Source organism: Haladaptatus sp. W1 (genome assembly GCF_001723155.1).
Classification (GTDB): Archaea; Halobacteriota; Halobacteria; order Halobacteriales; family Haladaptataceae; genus Haladaptatus; species Haladaptatus paucihalophilus.
Genome location: NZ_MEIH01000361.1, coordinates 1 through 16,400 on the forward strand (window position 1 = coordinate 1; position 16,400 = coordinate 16,400).

17 protein-coding genes are annotated in these 16,400 nt (G+C 63.1%); 8 read left to right on the forward strand and 9 right to left on the reverse strand.

Annotated features, from left to right (window positions below; translation table 11 throughout):
• Nucleotides 1-156: 156 nt before the first annotated feature.
• Complete coding sequence (locus BG842_RS32120; protein ID WP_069452357.1) at nt 157-339, forward strand: DapH/DapD/GlmU-related protein; 183 nt, start codon at nt 157-159, stop codon at nt 337-339.
• A 3-nt stretch (nt 340-342) separates the two neighbouring features.
• Nucleotides 343-2,148: a glutamine--fructose-6-phosphate transaminase (isomerizing) gene (gene glmS, locus BG842_RS21270; RefSeq protein WP_069452358.1), complete on the forward strand. Its 1,806-nt coding sequence runs from the start codon at nt 343-345 to the stop codon at nt 2,146-2,148.
• Between the two features lie 103 nt (nt 2,149-2,251).
• Here the strand turns inward: glmS and BG842_RS21275 are convergent, their stop codons facing one another.
• Complete coding sequence (locus BG842_RS21275; RefSeq protein WP_069452359.1) at nt 2,252-3,229, reverse strand: DUF1616 domain-containing protein; 978 nt, start codon at nt 3,227-3,229, stop codon at nt 2,252-2,254.
• Nucleotides 3,230-3,697: 468 nt separating this feature from the next.
• On the opposite strand from BG842_RS21275, the gene BG842_RS28165 reads away from it, so the two are divergent.
• Nucleotides 3,698-4,030: a hypothetical protein gene (locus BG842_RS28165; protein ID WP_254663369.1), complete on the forward strand. Its 333-nt coding sequence runs from the start codon at nt 3,698-3,700 to the stop codon at nt 4,028-4,030.
• On the opposite strand, the gene BG842_RS21280 is transcribed toward BG842_RS28165, so the two are convergent.
• Nucleotides 4,015-5,673 (reverse strand): sodium:proton antiporter, encoded by a 1,659-nt coding sequence (locus BG842_RS21280; protein ID WP_069452360.1) that lies wholly within the window; start codon nt 5,671-5,673, stop codon nt 4,015-4,017. The two genes, BG842_RS28165 and BG842_RS21280, sit on opposite strands and share 16 nt — an antisense overlap.
• Before the next feature lie 97 nt (nt 5,674-5,770).
• Here BG842_RS21280 and BG842_RS21285 point away from each other — a divergent pair, with 97 nt between their 5' ends.
• Nucleotides 5,771-6,136 (forward strand): ubiquitin-like small modifier protein 1, encoded by a 366-nt coding sequence (locus tag BG842_RS21285; protein WP_254663370.1) that lies wholly within the window; start codon nt 5,771-5,773, stop codon nt 6,134-6,136.
• An 8-nt stretch (nt 6,137-6,144) separates the two neighbouring features.
• On the opposite strand, the gene BG842_RS21290 is transcribed toward BG842_RS21285, so the two are convergent.
• Complete coding sequence (locus BG842_RS21290; RefSeq protein ID WP_069452361.1) at nt 6,145-7,452, reverse strand: acetamidase/formamidase family protein; 1,308 nt, start codon at nt 7,450-7,452, stop codon at nt 6,145-6,147.
• Between the two features lie 527 nt (nt 7,453-7,979).
• Between BG842_RS21290 and BG842_RS21295 the strand changes: the two genes are divergently transcribed.
• A complete protein-coding gene (locus BG842_RS21295; RefSeq protein WP_069452362.1) occupies nt 7,980-8,867 on the forward strand; it encodes a universal stress protein in 888 nt (295 codons plus the stop codon).
• 40 nt (nt 8,868-8,907) lie between these two features.
• The gene (locus BG842_RS21300; protein WP_069452363.1) at nt 8,908-9,522 is read left to right on the forward strand and encodes a SagB/ThcOx family dehydrogenase; all 615 of its coding nucleotides are present in this window, start codon (nt 8,908-8,910) and stop codon (nt 9,520-9,522) included.
• 26 nt (nt 9,523-9,548) lie between these two features.
• Here the strand turns inward: BG842_RS21300 and BG842_RS21305 are convergent, their stop codons facing one another.
• Nucleotides 9,549-10,427, reverse strand: coding sequence for an RNA 3'-terminal phosphate cyclase (locus BG842_RS21305; RefSeq protein WP_254663371.1), 879 nt, complete (start codon nt 10,425-10,427; stop codon nt 9,549-9,551).
• Complete coding sequence (locus BG842_RS33290; RefSeq protein WP_394327493.1) at nt 10,370-10,582, reverse strand: RNA 3'-terminal phosphate cyclase; 213 nt, start codon at nt 10,580-10,582, stop codon at nt 10,370-10,372. The genes BG842_RS21305 and BG842_RS33290 overlap by 58 nt, the downstream gene beginning before the upstream one ends.
• Nucleotides 10,583-10,790: 208 nt before the next feature.
• Here BG842_RS33290 and acs point away from each other — a divergent pair, with 208 nt between their 5' ends.
• Nucleotides 10,791-12,782: an acetate--CoA ligase gene (gene acs, locus BG842_RS21310; RefSeq protein ID WP_069452364.1), complete on the forward strand. Its 1,992-nt coding sequence runs from the start codon at nt 10,791-10,793 to the stop codon at nt 12,780-12,782.
• An 81-nt stretch (nt 12,783-12,863) separates the two neighbouring features.
• Here acs and BG842_RS21315 read toward each other — a convergent pair whose 3' ends face one another.
• From BG842_RS21315 to BG842_RS21330, 4 genes are all read right to left on the reverse strand, one after another.
• Entirely contained in the window at nt 12,864-13,457 is a 594-nt protein-coding gene (locus BG842_RS21315) for a plastocyanin/azurin family copper-binding protein (RefSeq protein ID WP_069452365.1), read from the reverse strand.
• A 69-nt stretch (nt 13,458-13,526) separates the two neighbouring features.
• A complete protein-coding gene (locus BG842_RS21320) occupies nt 13,527-14,063 on the reverse strand; it encodes a DUF1684 domain-containing protein (RefSeq protein ID WP_069452366.1) in 537 nt (178 codons plus the stop codon).
• Nucleotides 14,064-14,280: 217 nt separating this feature from the next.
• Nucleotides 14,281-14,664 (reverse strand): DsrE family protein, encoded by a 384-nt coding sequence (locus tag BG842_RS21325; protein ID WP_069452367.1) that lies wholly within the window; start codon nt 14,662-14,664, stop codon nt 14,281-14,283.
• Between the two features lie 6 nt (nt 14,665-14,670).
• On the reverse strand, nt 14,671-14,913 hold the full coding sequence (locus BG842_RS21330) for a sulfurtransferase TusA family protein (RefSeq protein WP_069452368.1): 243 nt from the start codon (nt 14,911-14,913) through the stop codon (nt 14,671-14,673).
• A 205-nt stretch (nt 14,914-15,118) separates the two neighbouring features.
• On the opposite strand from BG842_RS21330, the gene BG842_RS21335 reads away from it, so the two are divergent.
• Entirely contained in the window at nt 15,119-16,291 is a 1,173-nt protein-coding gene (locus BG842_RS21335) for an MBL fold metallo-hydrolase (RefSeq protein ID WP_069452369.1), read from the forward strand.
• Nucleotides 16,292-16,400 lie beyond the last annotated feature (109 nt).

A 16,400-nucleotide genomic window follows, 5' to 3' on the forward strand; every position in this document is an offset into this window, starting at 1 on the left:
CGGCGAGAACGCGATGGTCTGCGCGAACGCCGTCGTCGAGGATGCCGTCGTCTTCCCGGACGCGACCATCGAACCGGGAGCGGTCGTCCGGATTGCATCGTCGGCGCGAACGCGACCATCGGACCGAACACCACCGTCGAAGGCGGCGTTACGGACGTGACGCTGGACGAAACCGTCCATCACGACGTGACGTTTGGCGGCCTCGTCGGGGATAACGCTCGAATTGGTGGCAACGTCACGATCCTGCCGGGCGCTATCGTGGGTGACGGGGTAACGGTGGAGAGCGGGACGACCGTTCGTGAACGAATCGAAGACGGTGCGGTTGTACGGAGAGGATAGTTCATGTGTGGAATCACCGGTTATATTGGAAACGAAAGCTGCTCAACCATCGTCGCACAGTGTCTGAAGAACCTTGAATATCGCGGCTACGACTCCGCGGGTATCGCCCTCCTCGACGACTCGTTGGAGGTGAACAAGCGAAGCGGGGAGATAGACAACCTGACCGTTCCGTCGACGTCGAACGCCACCTGCGGCATCGGTCACACGCGGTGGAGTACTCACGGGGCCCCCACGGAGCGAAACGCGCACCCGCACACTGATTGTACGGAGCGGATAGCGGTCGTGCACAACGGCATCATCGACAACTACGAGCAGTTCAAGGCGGACCTCCTCGACGAACACCAGTTCACCAGCGAGACCGATACCGAGGTCATCGCTCACCTCATCGAGGAGGCCCTGAACGAGGACGGCGTGGACCTCCGCGAAGCGGTCGAACGGGTCGTCTCGAAGCTCTCCGGGAGTTTCGCCATCGCGGTTACGGCCGTCGGCTACGACGGCATCGTCGCGGCGCGGCAGGACAGCCCCCTCGTCATCGGCCACGACGACGACGCCACCTTCCTCGGGAGCGACGTGACGGCCTTCGTCGAACACACCCGAACGGTCACGTTCCTCGAAGACGGCGACATCGCACACCTTACAGAGGACGGAGTGACCATCGTCAACGATGGCGAGGTGGTCGAGCGCGAGCCCCAAACCGTCGAGTGGGACGCCGACGCAGCCGAGAAGGGCGGCTACGAGCACTACATGCGAAAGGAGATACACGAACAACCGCGGGCGGTACGGCAGGCGCTCTCGGGACGTATCGACGAACTCGCCGGGACGGTGGACCTTGACCTCACCTTGTCGGAAGAGTACTGTCGCTCCTTGGACGAGATTCAGATCGTCGCGTGCGGAACGTCGTACTACGCCGGACTGTACGCCGCCGGATTGTTGGAGGAGTACGCGGACGTTCGCGTCTCGGTGCACATCGCGAGCGAATACGAGTTCAAGGGGAACCGCGACCCGTGGCGAACGCTCGTCGTCGCCATCACCCAGAGCGGTGAAACCGCCGACACGCTCCGTGCGCTTCGCAAGGCCGCCGGTTCGGGCGCTCGCACGCTCGCGGTGACGAACACGGTCGGCTCGACCGTCACCCGCGAGGTGGACGACACGGTGTACATCCGCGCCGGGCCGGAAATCGGCGTCGCGGCGTCCAAGACGTTCGTATCGCAGGTGGCGACGCTGACGCTCGTGACGGTGTATCTCGGCCAACAGCGGGACGCCCTGTCCTCGACCGAGCGGGCGAGCATCCTCGAAGAGTTGTCCGCGGTGCCCAGTGCGATTCAACAGGTGCTCGACGCCGAACCGACGGTACAACGGGAGGCAAAGGCGTTCGCCGACAGTGAGTCGTTCTTCTTCATCGGGCGGCGACTCGGTCATCCGGTCGCGCTCGAAGGCGCACTGAAACTCAAGGAGATATCCTACGAGCACGCGGAAGGGTTCGCGGGCGGCGAACTCAAACACGGGCCGCTCGCGCTCGTGACGGACGAAACCCCGGTCATCGCGGTCCTCACCGACGAGACGAACGCGTCCGAGACGCTTCACAACGTCAAGGAGGTCGAATCGCGGGGGGCACCCGTTATCGGCGTTACCTCAGACGACGAACCCAACGCCGTATTCGGTACGACGTTCGACGTTCCGTCCATCGGCTTGATGGAACCCGTGGTCGCGAACGTGTATCTACAGCTATTCGCCTACCACGTGGCAAAGGAGAAAGGCCGCGACATCGACAAACCGCGAAACCTCGCCAAGAGCGTTACCGTCGAGTAACATTCTCACAACCGGTTCCAGTAGCGAACAGACCCGCCGCGGAACCGCGACCGGTATCCAGCGAAAAGGAACCACTTTCGCGCGACGGGGGGTAGCCCACCAACTACCCCGGTCCCCGCATCTTTTCGGAGCGGTTCGCAGTCTGAGTCGCCCAGAGGTGAATCTCCTGATCCGCGTTCTCAACGGTCGGCGTCGGCGGCACGACCCCCTCGTACAGCAGGAACACGACGCGCTGGTGGGGACCGCCGACCGACGACGGAACGGCGTACGGGATGGTGTGACTATCGCCAGTATCGAGCGTAACGCGGCGCGTCGCGAGGGTCCGCCGCGTTCGAATCGACATCGGGTCGTTCGGTCGGACGCGCTGGTGTTGCACGACGACCGTGTAGCGAACCCGACTGTGTTCGTGGTTTTCGATGCCGATACTGCCATCGAAATCGGGGGCCGCGACACCCGCGGACGGAGCGGCCGTGGACGAGTTTCCGGTACTGAGGTAAAACTCGGTGTACGATTCCGTCCGCCCGAGTCCGCCGAGCGCCGTGCCGATGCTGACGAGCGCGGCGACGAGAAGTAAGACCAACACGACGTTCAGCACGCTATCGAGACGCGTTTCCGCCCTCTGAATCCGGAAACGGCGGAGCGTGCGCTTCGAGGACGGGAAGCCGACGGAGCGGCGCTCGGGGCGCCGACGCGCGGCCGCGGCCACCGAGACGAGGAGGGTGAACCCGGCGGTCGAGAACAGCACCGGAACGGGTCGGATGCCGACGCCCGACCCGTCGAGACCCAGCGCGACCGCCGCGACGACGAACACGCTCGCCACGACGGAGAATCCGACGCGCTCGAACCCGTCGAGTCGGGTATCGTCGGTCGTTCCGTCCCCGGGCGGAAACAGCGCGGAAAGCAGGACGTAGCCAGGGAAGAAGAGAACGAGGGGAAGCGTCAGACCGAGTCGAATCGGTTGTGCACAGATGAAAGGGACGAACGGCGCCCCGGCCGCGAGAACCGAACACACGTCCACCGCGACGAGGTCGGCCGATGACCGAAGGTCGAACCCGGACGCCGCCGTGGACGTATCACTCATTCATCAAGCGGACGACAGCCGTCGTCAAGAATCCTTCTGAAAATCCGACACATATCTCCGTGCGAGCAACGACTGATTTTACCGGGAGAATCGACGGGACCACGCGGTAGGACCGGTCAGAGTCGGTAAGTCGGTCGAACGGCAAAAAATCGGGGAGAGCGTTCGCCCGTCGAGCGTCGATGAATCGGGAGAAGAGTCGTCGTTCCCGGCACGAATTATTAACTAAATCACAATATTTTGCTAGATTTGTTATAATTATTCCCCACTTTTAGCAGGCACAGTAATAACAGCTGGTCGAGAACGGGAAACGAGAGGAACGACATCGGCACGGCTCCGACACAAAGTCCGATGGTACCCTCCGGAGAGAAAAATTAGCGTCCGGCCGACCCGCTCGACGAATCGAATGACCGCGGTGGATTCGAAATCCGTCCGAGCGACCGGTGACGATGCCGGGAGACGTACTCGTGGTTGGCGGTTACGGCGCGGTTGGTCGCGTCGTCAGCACCCGACTCGTCGCGGACGCGCCGGGGCGGGTCGTCGCCGCTGGACGAACGGCCGAGAAAACGAAGCGGTTCGCGGCGTCGGTCGAAGGACTCCGGCCCGGTGTCGTGGATACCGAGGCCCCCGCGACCTTCGACGACGTTCCACCGTTGTCGTGTGTCTCGACCAGGCGGTTCGACGTTCGCCGCCGCGTGTCTGGAGCGGGGAATCGACTACGTGGACGTCTCACCGACGGATACGTACCTTCGGGAGATAGAAGCGCTCGACGCGGGGTCGGCCCGCGGTCACGTTTCGTCGTGATTCTCGTCCTCGGTTTCGAGCGCGTACTGACTGTCGTCGATGTGTTCGAGCCGCCGTTCCGTCTCTTCGAGGAGCCGATTGCCGACCTCGGTGCTGACGATACCCCGTTCCATCGCCGTCTTGATGCCGACGATTTCGTATCGAACGACCTCGGCTTCCGCGGTGAGTCCCTCTTTTTCTCGCAGATGGGGATGTTCGTCGAGCAACGTCGAGATAGCGCGATTCAACCGTCGTTTTTGGGACGTATATCGCGTGTCGATGTTTTCGTATATCTCCGAGGAGATGTCGTCCCGTTCATGGAGTTCTTCCGCACCCGCGAGGGCGGCGTTGACGCCGTGTAACCGCCCCATCAGGAGTTCGTACTGGCGTTCGGCTGCGGAGACGATGACGATTCCGAGTCGCTCGATGAGTCGTCCCATCGTCAGGCCGTTGACGACGAGGGTGACCGCGGCTACGCCGAACACGATTGCGGAGAGTTCCTCCCGGAGGGCTACCGGAAGACTTCGCGGTAGCCCGAGCACGAGTGCGATAGGGACGGAAGCGTGGATACCGCCCCAGACCATAACGTGCTGGTACGACCGGGGAATCGTGCTCGTGAATCGCCTGTTCAGCAACGCGACAAGCGGATAGACGACGACCGCTCGCGCCAGAAAGACGAGGACGACGGCGACCAAAATCTCACCGGCGTACCGTTCGAGCAGGTCGAGCGGGGTTGCGACGCCGATGGCGACGAAGATGACGGTGTTCGCGATGAACGCCGCACTCGCCCAGACCGTTCCGAGCGTCAGCCGCGTTCGCGCGCTCACCGCGTCACGGGTTCCGTGCGTGCCGACGACGAGACCGGCACCCAGCACGGCGATGACGCCGCTGACGTCGAGGTGCTCCGCGAGGACGTACACGCCGTACGCGAGGACGACGGTGAAGACGATTCCCGTCATCGGTTGGTCCACGAGGATGAGGAGACGATAGGCGACGTACCCGGCGACCAGGCCGATGAACGCGCCGCCGACCATCGCGATGACGATGCCGAACCCGACGTCCCTGACGACGAGCGAGGGTGTGATCAGCTCGGTGGCGGTGACGTCTCGAATGCGTGCTTCGAGGAGGACGGAGAGGAGGACGGAGTACAGCACGATGCCGACGCCGTCGTTCAGAATACTCTCCCCTTCGGTGAGCACCGACAGCCGTTCCGGTGCGCCGAGGTCCTCGAACAGGGCGACGACCGAAACGGGGTCGGTCGGCATCGCAATCGCACCGAGAAGAAGGGCGACGGCCACGGAGAGTCCGAGCAGTTGTGAACCGACGATACCGACGATGGCGACTGACACGACGAGGCCGACGACTGCGAGCACCAAAATCGGAACGACGTCCTCGCGTAGCTGTTCGGTGTCGATGTTCATCGCGCTTTGAAATATCAACGTGGGTAGGATGACGAGCAGAATGAGTTGGTTCGAGAGCGGCGTCGTCAGCGGAAGGTCGAGAACGGAGACGGCCAACCCTGCCAGAACGAGGCCGACGGTGTACGGGATGCGAACGACTTTCGTCGTGAACGTCCCGACGACTCCCGCGATGACGAAGACGGCGAGAAGCGTGAAAAGATGCGATTCGAGACTCCCCGCCGCCTGAATCCCCCCGGAAACCATCGTCCGGGATACACGTTCTTCAGTGGGTTAACTATGGGTGGACAAACCGACTTTCGACGGCGGTGCGCATTTCCGCCACGTTCCCGTAGGGGACGACATGCGACTCAGCGTGTACGGCCCGCTTCGGAGCGCGACGGGCGAAAAGACGGTTTCGATGGCGTTCGACGGAGGGACCGTCGAGGACGCGCTCGCCGCCTTCGTCGAGCGCTATCCCCGAGCGGAGACCCAGTTGTTCGACGATGACGGAAGCCTCCGAACCAGCGCCCGTATCTCCGTGAACGGGGAGCGGGTCGAAATAGACGATGCGTGCCCGGCCGACGCGGAAGTGACGGTGTTTCCCGCCGTACAGGGCGGACGTACCGACGGACAGGGTAGACCTACCGACGGAGCGCAGAGAGACAAATTCCGTTTCACGGGAGAGCCCCGGACGAATCGCAGAAAATCGAAGAACGTTCGGAAGTAGGAGAGCGCTCAGCGGTCGTACTGTGCGCGAACCAGGTCGGCGAGGCCGCGCTCTTCGAGGCGGTCCATCGGCGCGAGCATCGTCAGTTGGACGACGCCGGGAAGGCGTCCGATTTCGACGCCGCCGGTGAACGTACACCGAGCGCGCACCTCCCCTTCGGTCATGTTGAGGAGCGCGCCCGCGCGTTCGAAGGCGTTGTCCGTCGCGTCGTTGATTGTCGCGCCGCTGCCGACGACCTGTATCGGTCCCGTCTCGGCTATCGCTTCGACGTCGTATTCGTCGGCGAGGCGTTCACCGCGTTCCATCTCTCGGTCCGTGTAGGGTTTGCTGATGTACGGCAGGTCCTCCTCGTTCGGCAACAGAAGCGGGCCGTCGATGTCGAGGCCTTTGATGACTTCGACCTCGAACTCGGCCCGTCCGCTCACGTCCGTCGTGTGAAGCGAGAGTTCGCCGTCGCCCTGATTCGCGTGCATGTCGCCGACGTATACGCCGCCGCCATCGGTTTTGACGGGGCAGACGAGGACGGCACCCTCGCGGACGGCATTGATGTCCATGTGGCCGTCGGTGCGCTCCGCGAGTTCGTCCTCGTCGGCGAGTCCCCAGTCGTGGTCCGCGCCGATAAGGAACTGGCCGAAGTCGCCCGCGTTGTGGGAGTCCGGCATCTCGATGGGCGGCGTCGTCCCGACGTTCCCGATGAACGGGCGGAGGTGACCGAGCGTCCCCGGCATCTCCGACGGTTCGTAGAGGAGGATGGGGTGCTGGCGGGAGTGTTCGGGCAGCGCCATCGCCTCGTCGGCCCGGTGGGCCAAGTCGTCGGCACCCTCCTCGCCGACGGTGAGCCCCACCGTCCGGTCGTCGTCGAAGGCCACCGTGTACCCGTACTCGAAGCCGAACGAGGAGGCGTTCGCGCCGCACTCGGCGCACTTTATCGACTCCTCGCCCGTCCCCTCGACGATACTCTCGGGCCACTTCGTCCCGCACTCCGGGCACTTGTGGTCCACGAAGGGGTCGTCGCCGAACGCGCCCTCACGTTCGCGCATGCTGCCGGTGCTGGTCGCGATGCTCGTCACCTCGATGTTCTTGATTTTCAACGCGATGGCGTCGCCGACCTCCGCGTTCTCGACGCGAATCGGGCGGGTGACTTCGTGGCCCCCTCTGAACTCGGGCGTTATCATCGGCCCCCAACACGCCGGTGGCGTGTGTGTTTTGATAGTTCCCCCGTCCGCGACGGTGCCCCCCCACTCCTGGTCCGGTCCCACGAGACCGAGCGTGTACCGGTCGACCACGAGTTCTTGTTGGACTTCTTGCTGTGCCATGGTCGTCCACTAGAGAGGGGCGGGATTATCTTTAATGTAGGCGCTAAAACCCCGCCCTTGAGGGTGGGGATACAGCGCCGTCTTCATCCGTTCAAACGCTGTTAGCGAAAGTTTTAGGTGCTCTCCGTGAGTATCTCTTGGTGTCGATCCGACGGTTCCCCATCGGATTCTGACAGTCCTATAACCGGCAGTTGACTGGGTGTTTGCCTCGTCAAAAAGTAAGCCCATGGACGGCAGACTGACACAAAACAATCAAGTACCTCCGAATCCCGTCCGTTTCCCGGATGAGATAGGAGTACCGGCTACGTGGCATAGCCAGCACCTCGTCGGGGTGCGAACCGTACGTTCCCAACGAACCACCCAGTGGTGGGTGTGGGAAGCCCCGTGCTTTAGCGCGCGGAGGATGTCATCTTAAACAATCGTGTGAATGTTCGGTCGGCGGCGCGACGAAATCAGCGCGCCGGGAACCGGTGTCGGCAATCAGTTAAGTCAATTCGGAATGACAGGTAGAGGGGGAGCGATGGTCCATGTACGATAACATACTCATTCCGACCGACGGCAGTCGAGGTGCCACCGCGGGTGCCCGCCACGGGTTGAACCTCGCACGCGCGTTCGATTCCCGAGTGCATCTGTTGGGCGTCGTCGACGAGCGGGCGTACAGCGCGCGACTCGTCGATATCGACCGGGATATTCGAGAACACAGGGAGGCGCTCGAAGACCGCGCCGAGGAGGCGGTCGACGAACTGGCGGAGCTCGCCGCCGATGCGAACGTGCAGTCCGAGCGCGTGGTCGAACACGGAATCCCCTCCGAGGCGATTCGGTCCTTCGTCGACGAGCAGGATATCGACCTCGTTTCCATGGGGACGCACGGCAGGACGGGTCTCGACCGGTATCTGCTCGGCAGCGTCACCGAACGCGTGGTTCGAACGAGCGACGTTCCGGTCCTCACCTCCCGCGAGGCGGCGGAAGACGAGCGGAGCTACGACGCGATTTTGCTCCCGACCGACGGCAGCGATGCGGCCGCCGGTGCGGTCGAGCACGGACTCGCAATCGCGAAGCGATACGGGGCCACCGTCCACGCGCTCTCGGTGGTCGACGTGCGGCAGTTGACCGGCATGTACGAGACGGATTCGTGGACGCCGCGGCTGTTGGACGTCGTGGAAGAGGCACGCGAGCGGTCGGTCGAGGGGGTCGCGGAACGAGCGAAAGACCGCGGACTCGACGTCACGACGCACGTCGAGCACGGCATTCCGTCGAGCGTCATTCGGGAGTACGTCCCGGAGCAGGATATCGACCTCGTGGCGATGGGAACGCACGGCCGAACCGGACTCGACCGGTATCTCATCGGCAGCGTCACGGAACGGACCGTCCGAACGAGCGACGTGCCGGTCCTCACGGTCCACCATCGGGAGTGACGGACGAGGCTATTTCCGCACGCGTCCCGAACAGCGTTCGATGAGTTCCATCACACTTCCCGAACCCGAGCCAGATGGGACGGTCAGCGTCGACCGCGCCATCGCGCGGCGGGCCAGTCGGCGCTCGTTCGGCGCGGCACCCGTGTCGCGGGAGGACGCGTCGCGCGTCCTGTGGGCGGCGCAAGGCGTGACGCACACGAGGGACGGCATCGAGATGCGCGCCGTACCGAGCGCTGGGGCCACCTATCCGCTCACTCTCTTTCTAGACGTCGGTCCCGACGGGGCGAAGGCGCTCCCGCCCGGCGTCTTCCGGTACGACCCGCCGAGCCACTCCCTCGAACGGATACGCGACGCCTCGGTTCGGTCGGCGCTCACGAGCGCGGCGGGCGGGCAGGCGGTCGTGCGGGACGCCCCCGCGGTGCTCGTCGTCACCGCCGATTTCGAGCGAACGAGACGGGAGTACCCCGACCACGGGACTCGGTACGTGTACATGGAGGCCGGGCACGTCGCCGAAAACGTCCAGCTCGTGTGCGAGGCGCACGACTTGTGTACCTGTCCCGTCGGTGCGTTTTCCGACGAGAGTGTAAAGAGGACTCTCGATTTACCCGCCGAGCTCGACCCGGTGTACCTGTTGCCGTTCGGTCATCGGCGGTGAACGGGCGCGGACTGTGCTGTCCCACATCAGGTCCGCACGGCGGGATGCGGCGACGCTTCGAGCAGAATCGTACCGTCATCACGGCTGGTGAGGGACATATCGCTCCCGAACTTCTCGATGACGGCCAGATTCGTTCGAACGTGTGCGGTGACGGTCGGAATACGGACGGTCCCGCCGACGAGCGCGAGGACGGTCATTACCTGGTCTGCCATGTACTCGTCCACTGGAGCACCACCGGCGTGGAACTCTTCGAACCGGCGGAACGCGTCGTTCGCGACTTCCTCCGAGGTTCGCCCGCGTTCGCCCACCGAATCGAACCCGGCGACCGACTGATCGTACACCGCGCACAACAACAGCGACGAGCCGAGCGAGCGGGTGGAGACGTATTCCACACGCCGTATTTCGGCCGTACAGCCCGCGTCGTCGAGCCGTTTCCGCGCGCGTTCCGCCTGTCGCTCCGCGACCGCCCGGTCCGCGAGTTCCGTCGCCGCTTTCGAACGGATTTCGACCCGTTCGAGTTCGCCCCGCCGCTCGATTTCCAGCGTCGAGAGCGGCCCCGGAGTCGTTCGCAGTATCGCCTCCCCGCCGCCCGCGGGATAGAAGCCGGTTTTCGTACAGTCGACGTCAGCGTCAAGCCCACACCGGGCGAGGAGCGGCAGTTTCACGCGTCGGAAGTACGCCATCGTCGGTGCCCACTTCACGTCGGTGCCGCCGACGGCGGTCATCCGGAACGGTTCGTCGGCGGCCATCGCTATCGGGAGCACGGTGTCTAAGAGAAGGGTGATGCTCCCCGCGGTGCCGATGTCCACGGCCATCGGGTCGAAGCGAACGGTACCCGGTCGGAAAGTCAGCGTCGACGAGTCGAGTCGTGCGCCCGCGACGTCGGCGGCGCAGATGGTCGCCATGATATCGGCCGCGGTGACGTGCTGTGGTTTGAGGCGGGATTCGGACGGGACCCTCGAACGTCGGTCATTCGAAACGGCGTTTCGGTGACGGCCGAGAGGCTAAGCGCCGTTCGTAGCAGTTGGCCGCCACCGACGGTACCGTCGATTTCTATCATACGTGGGCCGGAACGGGCGTTCGGGACGAAGTGAAACGGCGTCCTTCTCTGAATCCTTGCGATTCAACCACTTGAAGATGCTCCCCAGCACCATCGACCCGTATCACCGATGAGAGTGCAGGGACGCCAACGAGTTCACGACGCACGCAGCACGTACTTACACAATCATTTATTATTGACTCTCGCTAGAAGTCGTGCGGGGGTCACGATGTCGGGGAATGAATCCGATACCATCGAGGCACGATTGGGGGAACAGGAGTATTACAGACCACCACCGGCGTTCGTGGGACAGGCCAACGTCAGCGACCCGGCCGTCTACGAACGATTCGAGGATTTCCCGGAGGGATTCGAGGAGTACGCGCGGTTGTTGGACTGGGACGAACACTGGGAAACGGTGTTCGATGGAAGCGACCCACCCTTCTACGAGTGGTTCGGCGGCGGCAGGCTCAACGCGTCGTACAACTGCGTGGACCGACATCTCGATTCGTACGGGGACAAAACCGCGCTCCTCTGGGAGGGTGAGCCGGGCGGGACGCGACGAATCGCGTATCAGGACCTCTACCGGATGGTCAACGAGTTCGCCGCCGTGTTACGGGACGTCGGCGTCACCAAGGATGACATCGTTACCCTCCATCTTCCGATGGTCCCCGAACTGCCCGTTGCGATGCTCGCGTGTTCCCGCATCGGCGCGCCGCACAGCGAGGTGTTCGCCGGATTCACCGCACCGGCGCTCGCCGATCGACTCGCGGACGCGGACAGCCGCTATCTCGTCACCATCGACGGATACTATCGCCGAGGAGAGTTCCTCGACCACAAACGGAAGGCCGATGCGGCGCTCGAAGACGACACAGTAGACATCGATACGGTCCTCGTCTTCACGCGTGAAGACGAACTTCACCCGGATACCGACCTCGAAGACGGCCGGGACGTCCTCGTCGCCGATCGCTTGGCGGACCACCACGGCGAGCGCATCGACCCGGTGTCGCGCGCCGCCAACGACATCCTCTTTCTCATGTACACCAGCGGCACGACCGGGAAGCCGAAGGGCGCACAACACGGGACCGGCGGCTATCTGAGCTACGTCGCGGGGACCGCGAAATACCTCTTCGATATTCATCCGACGGACACGTACTGGTGTTTCGCCGACATCGGGTGGATAACCGGCCATTCCTACATCGTGTACGGGCCGCTGGCGGTCGGCGCGACGTCGGTGATGTTCGAAGGCGCACCCGACCACCCACACCGGGGGCGGGTCTGGGAGATTGCCGAACGCTACGACGTCGATATCTTCCACACGTCACCGACGGCCGTCCGCATGTTCATGAAGTGGGGTGAAAAGCATCTCCAGCCCTACGACTTCGATTTCAAGCACCTCACGACGGTCGGCGAACCGATACAGCCGGAGGTGTGGCGCTGGTACTACGAACACGTCGGGAAGGAGTCCGCCGTTATCATCGACACGTGGTGGCAGACGGAAACCGGCGGCGTGGTCATCAGTAACCTTCCCGCGCTGGCCGATATGAAACCCGGAAGCGTCGGTCAACCGATGCCGGGGATATCCCCAGCCATCCTCGGCGGAGACGGGGAGGAAATCGAACCGGGGATGGGAACAGCCGGGTATCTCGTGCTTTCCCGTCCGTGGCCAGGGATGCTCCAAACGCTCTACGAGGACGACGAGCGCTACATCAGCGAGTACTGGGAGACGTTCTCGGAGACGGACAGCGACGACTGGCACGACTGGGTGTACAAGGCAGGGGATAGCGCCGTTCTAGCGGCGGACGGATACTACCGCGTTCTCGGCCGACTCGACGACGTGATGAACGTCGCTGGGCACCGCCTGGGAAGCATGGAACTCGAAAGCGCCATCGTCGAGGTGCCACAGGTCGCCGAATCGGCGGTCGCTCCGCGGGACCATCCCGAGAAAGGGCAGGTCGCGGACGCGTACGTCGTCCTGAAGGAAGACGCGGAATCGAGCGAGGAGATTCGTGAAGCAGTGGTAAACGCGGTGAGCGAGGAGATAGGGAAGTTCGCCCGTCCAGAGAACGTCGAATTCGTCACCGTCCTCCCGTACACGCGGAGCGGGAAGATAATGCGCCGACTCCTCACGGAGATCAGCAACGACCGGGAATTGAGCGACACGACCACGCTCGAAGACCCGAGCGTCCCCGAGGAGATTCGACAGCAAGTCGAAAGCCACTGAGGCGGCACCGACCGTCGTCCGCGCTCTCCTCCTCACCGCTTTCCCTCACTCCCGTCGTTCCGTGGCAGGGGAACGGCGGTCTCAGGACTCGCCGTAGTCCCCGCCGTACTTCAGGAAGAAGTACCCTATCCCGAGCGTGAACGCCAGTGCACCGGTCGTGGCGATACCGAGCGTCTTCGCGTCATTCGATATTGCGGGTTCCGACGGCCCTGACGCGGCACCGACCGTGATGGAACCGGTCATGCCAGCACTCTTGTGCGGCACGCAGTAGTACTCGTAGTCCCCTTCCGTGTTGAACGTGTGAGAGTAGGTATAGCCGGTGTTGTACACCTTGCTCTGACCACCCGGCGTGCCATCCCAGTTGCCGCCGTCGGGTTGGCTTTCGACGAAGATGTTGTGGTTGTCCGAGTCCCACACGAACTCCAAGGTCGTTCCCGGCGATATCGTCATCGAATCGGGGTCGAAGACGAGGTCCCCGCCGGGGCCCACTTGGACCGTCTGCGTCGGTCCGCCGCCGCCACCCCCGCTCGCGTTTCCGCCGCTTTGGTTTCCGCCGCTTTCGTTCTGTGCTGCTGCCGTTCCGGACGCTCCGGTCGCCCCGGCCGCCACGACCCCCGTGGAACCGAAGAGAAATCCGCGCCGAGTGACCGATGTGTCCCCCTCCTCCCCCGTCATGAATACCCCTTCGGTGGGCTGACTACTGAATGCTTTGGCGCGCTCGGGGGAAAACGACGACCGTTCCCGTCAGTGCTCGTCGAACCGCTCGCCCGCTTCGATGGAAACGTCCAACCAGTTCTCCATCGGAACGAGGGGACACTCGTAGGCTTCGGAGTACGCACAGAACGGGCTGTACGCGCGGTTGAAGTCGAGAATCCATTTCCCGTCGGCGGTGCGGTCCTCGGATTCGAGGTCGAGGTACCGGCCCGCCGGGTACGTTTCCTCTCCGCTCGTCTCGTCGCGGAACGGAACCCACAGCCGTTCTTCTCCCTGTTCCGCTTTGAACGCGGTCAGAGTACACTCTGTTCCGTCGACGGTAAAGGGGAACTCACCCCATCGGAGATATCCCTGTGCGCCGTCCTGCGTCGTCTCGACGGTTATCTCCTCGTGGTCGTCGAACACGGCCAGTTCGAGTTCGAACCGAAGGTCCTCGTCCGGCGGATAGTAGTCGAGACCGTCGAAGGACTCGCGCTCGCCGACGGGAATCGGCGAGCGAGGGTGCTTTGCGAAGAACTCGTCCTTTTCCGCTCGCTCTTGTTCCAGTTCCGCGGTCCAGTCGGTCATACCAGTGGGTACGGGCGCGGGACAGTTAAAATCGAAGAAATCGGAGGTCTTCGAAGGAGGTGGAAGCGCGTTGAAGCGCCATCCCGTCCGGCGTCGGTCGGTGGAAGTATATGGCACGCTTCGAGCGACCGACCGACGTCGAGGGGGGTTGAGGGGAATCGACGGGACGCGCTGCGCCGTCCGGGGTGAGTGTGTAGGTGAGGTGGTCGGTTCGTCGTTAGAACGTGAACACCTGGTCCGCGTCCTCGACCTCTTCAAGGAACGTCGCCGCGCCAGCGAATTTAGTGGTGAGAGAGTCGTCTATCGCGTCCTTGTCCCACTGGAGCATGTCGAGCGTCGTCGTGCAGGCGACGGTCGTAACGAGGTCGCCGCCGTCGGAGACGAGCATGTCGAGGAGGTCGTAGGGGTTCGGCATTCCGGCGTCAAGCAGGTCCTCGATTTCGGAGAGGTCCTGTTCGCCTTCGAGGAGATGGGTCAGTCCGTCGAAGGTGAAGTAGACGAGGACTTCGGTTTCGGACGCGATTGCCGTGTGTCCGAGGTTGACCGCCATCGCGAGACTTTTCGGGCTGTCGTTGTCGACGATGATTCCGATTTTATCCATAGAGATTCACTCCGTTTTGCGGACGTAGTGTTTGTACACGTCGTTGCCTTCCTGTTGGTCGAAGAGTTCGACACCATCAGTCGTGTCGGCCCAGCCACCGAGGTCGCTCATGCTGCCGGGGTCCGTAGCGAGTACTTCGAGGACTTCCCCTTCGGAGAGCTGGTCGATACTCTGCTTCGTTTTGACGACGGGCATCGGACAGTTCTGCCCCTTTACATCGAGTGTTTCCGTGATTTCGTACTCGGTCATAGTATTGACGTCATCACCCAATACTGGATGGGGTATGAAAAACGTGTCGGTAGTAGTTCGTGCACTGGACACAACCATTTCCCCCAACACACGCACGATTGTCACTATGCCCTTCTAAATCCGGTTTTTGACTTGATAGTATTGTGTATTATGCGGATAACCATGAAAAGCCTTATTTGGTAGCGGGAGATAGACGAGAGTGACAATGACCGAAGCAACCACCGACGAACCGGTCGCAGCGACCACTCCTGAAGAACTCAAAGACCGCATCGACGCGGGCGAGGACGTCTTTATCCTCGACGCGCGTTCCGAGGGCGACTTCGAGGAGTGGCACATCGACGGGGAGACCGTCAGCATCGTCAACTACCCCTACTTCGAACTGCTGGACGGCATCCCGGAGGACCTCCACGACGACCTCCCGGACGACCAGCGTATCACCGTCCTCTGTGCGAAGGGTGGTTCCAGCGAACTCGTCGCGGAGCACCTCGAAGACGACGGCTACGACGTCGAACACCTCGAACGCGGCATGAAGGGATGGGCGCGCATCTACGAGTACACGGAACTCGACGTGGACGTCGACGCGACCATCGCACAGTACCGACGGCCGTCGAGCGGCTGTCTCGCATATCTCGTCGTCTCCGACGGTGAAGCGGCGGTTATCGACCCCCTCCGCGCGTTCTCGCAGGAGTACATCCAGGACGCACGCGTGTTCGGCGCGGACCTGAAGTACGCCATCGACACGCACGTTCACGCGGACCACATCTCCGGGATTCGTGACGTCGCGGCGGCGACCGACGCGAAAGCGGTGCTCCCGAAGCCCGCGGTGGACCGCGGCGTCGAGTACGACCAGCCTTTCGAAACCGTTCGAGACGGCGACTCGCTCACCGTCGGCGACGTCGAAATCGAGGTCGTTCACACGCCCGGCCACACGAGCGGAATGACCGCGTACCACGTCGGCGACGTGCTGTTCACCGGCGACGGCCTGTTCACGGAGAGCGTCGCGCGCCCGGACCTCGAAGACCCCGAGGCGGCGAAGAACGCCGCGAAAATCCTCTACGAGAGCCTCAACGAGAAAGTCCTGCCGCTGTCGGACGACACGGCTATCGCGCCCGCCCACTTCAGCGACGCGGCGACGCCGAACGACGACGGCACGTACACCGCGGAACTCGGCGACCTCACGGAGCGCATGGACGCGCTCACGATGGACGAAGACGAGTTCGTCGATTTCATCGTCGCTGACATGCCGCCGCGACCGGCGAACTACGAGGACATCATCGCCACGAACCTCGGTCAGCAGGACCCCGACGACGAGGAAGCCTTCGAACTCGAACTCGGCCCCAACAACTGCGCGGCCAGCGAAGAAGCGCTTACCAACTAAAACCGAAGACCACGCTTACCACCGGACGGTCGCCGCGATTCCGAACGAAACGCGGCCCCATCCGGAACCTCATTCCTCTCAAACCTCGGTTCTCCCTTCCGTTTCGCGC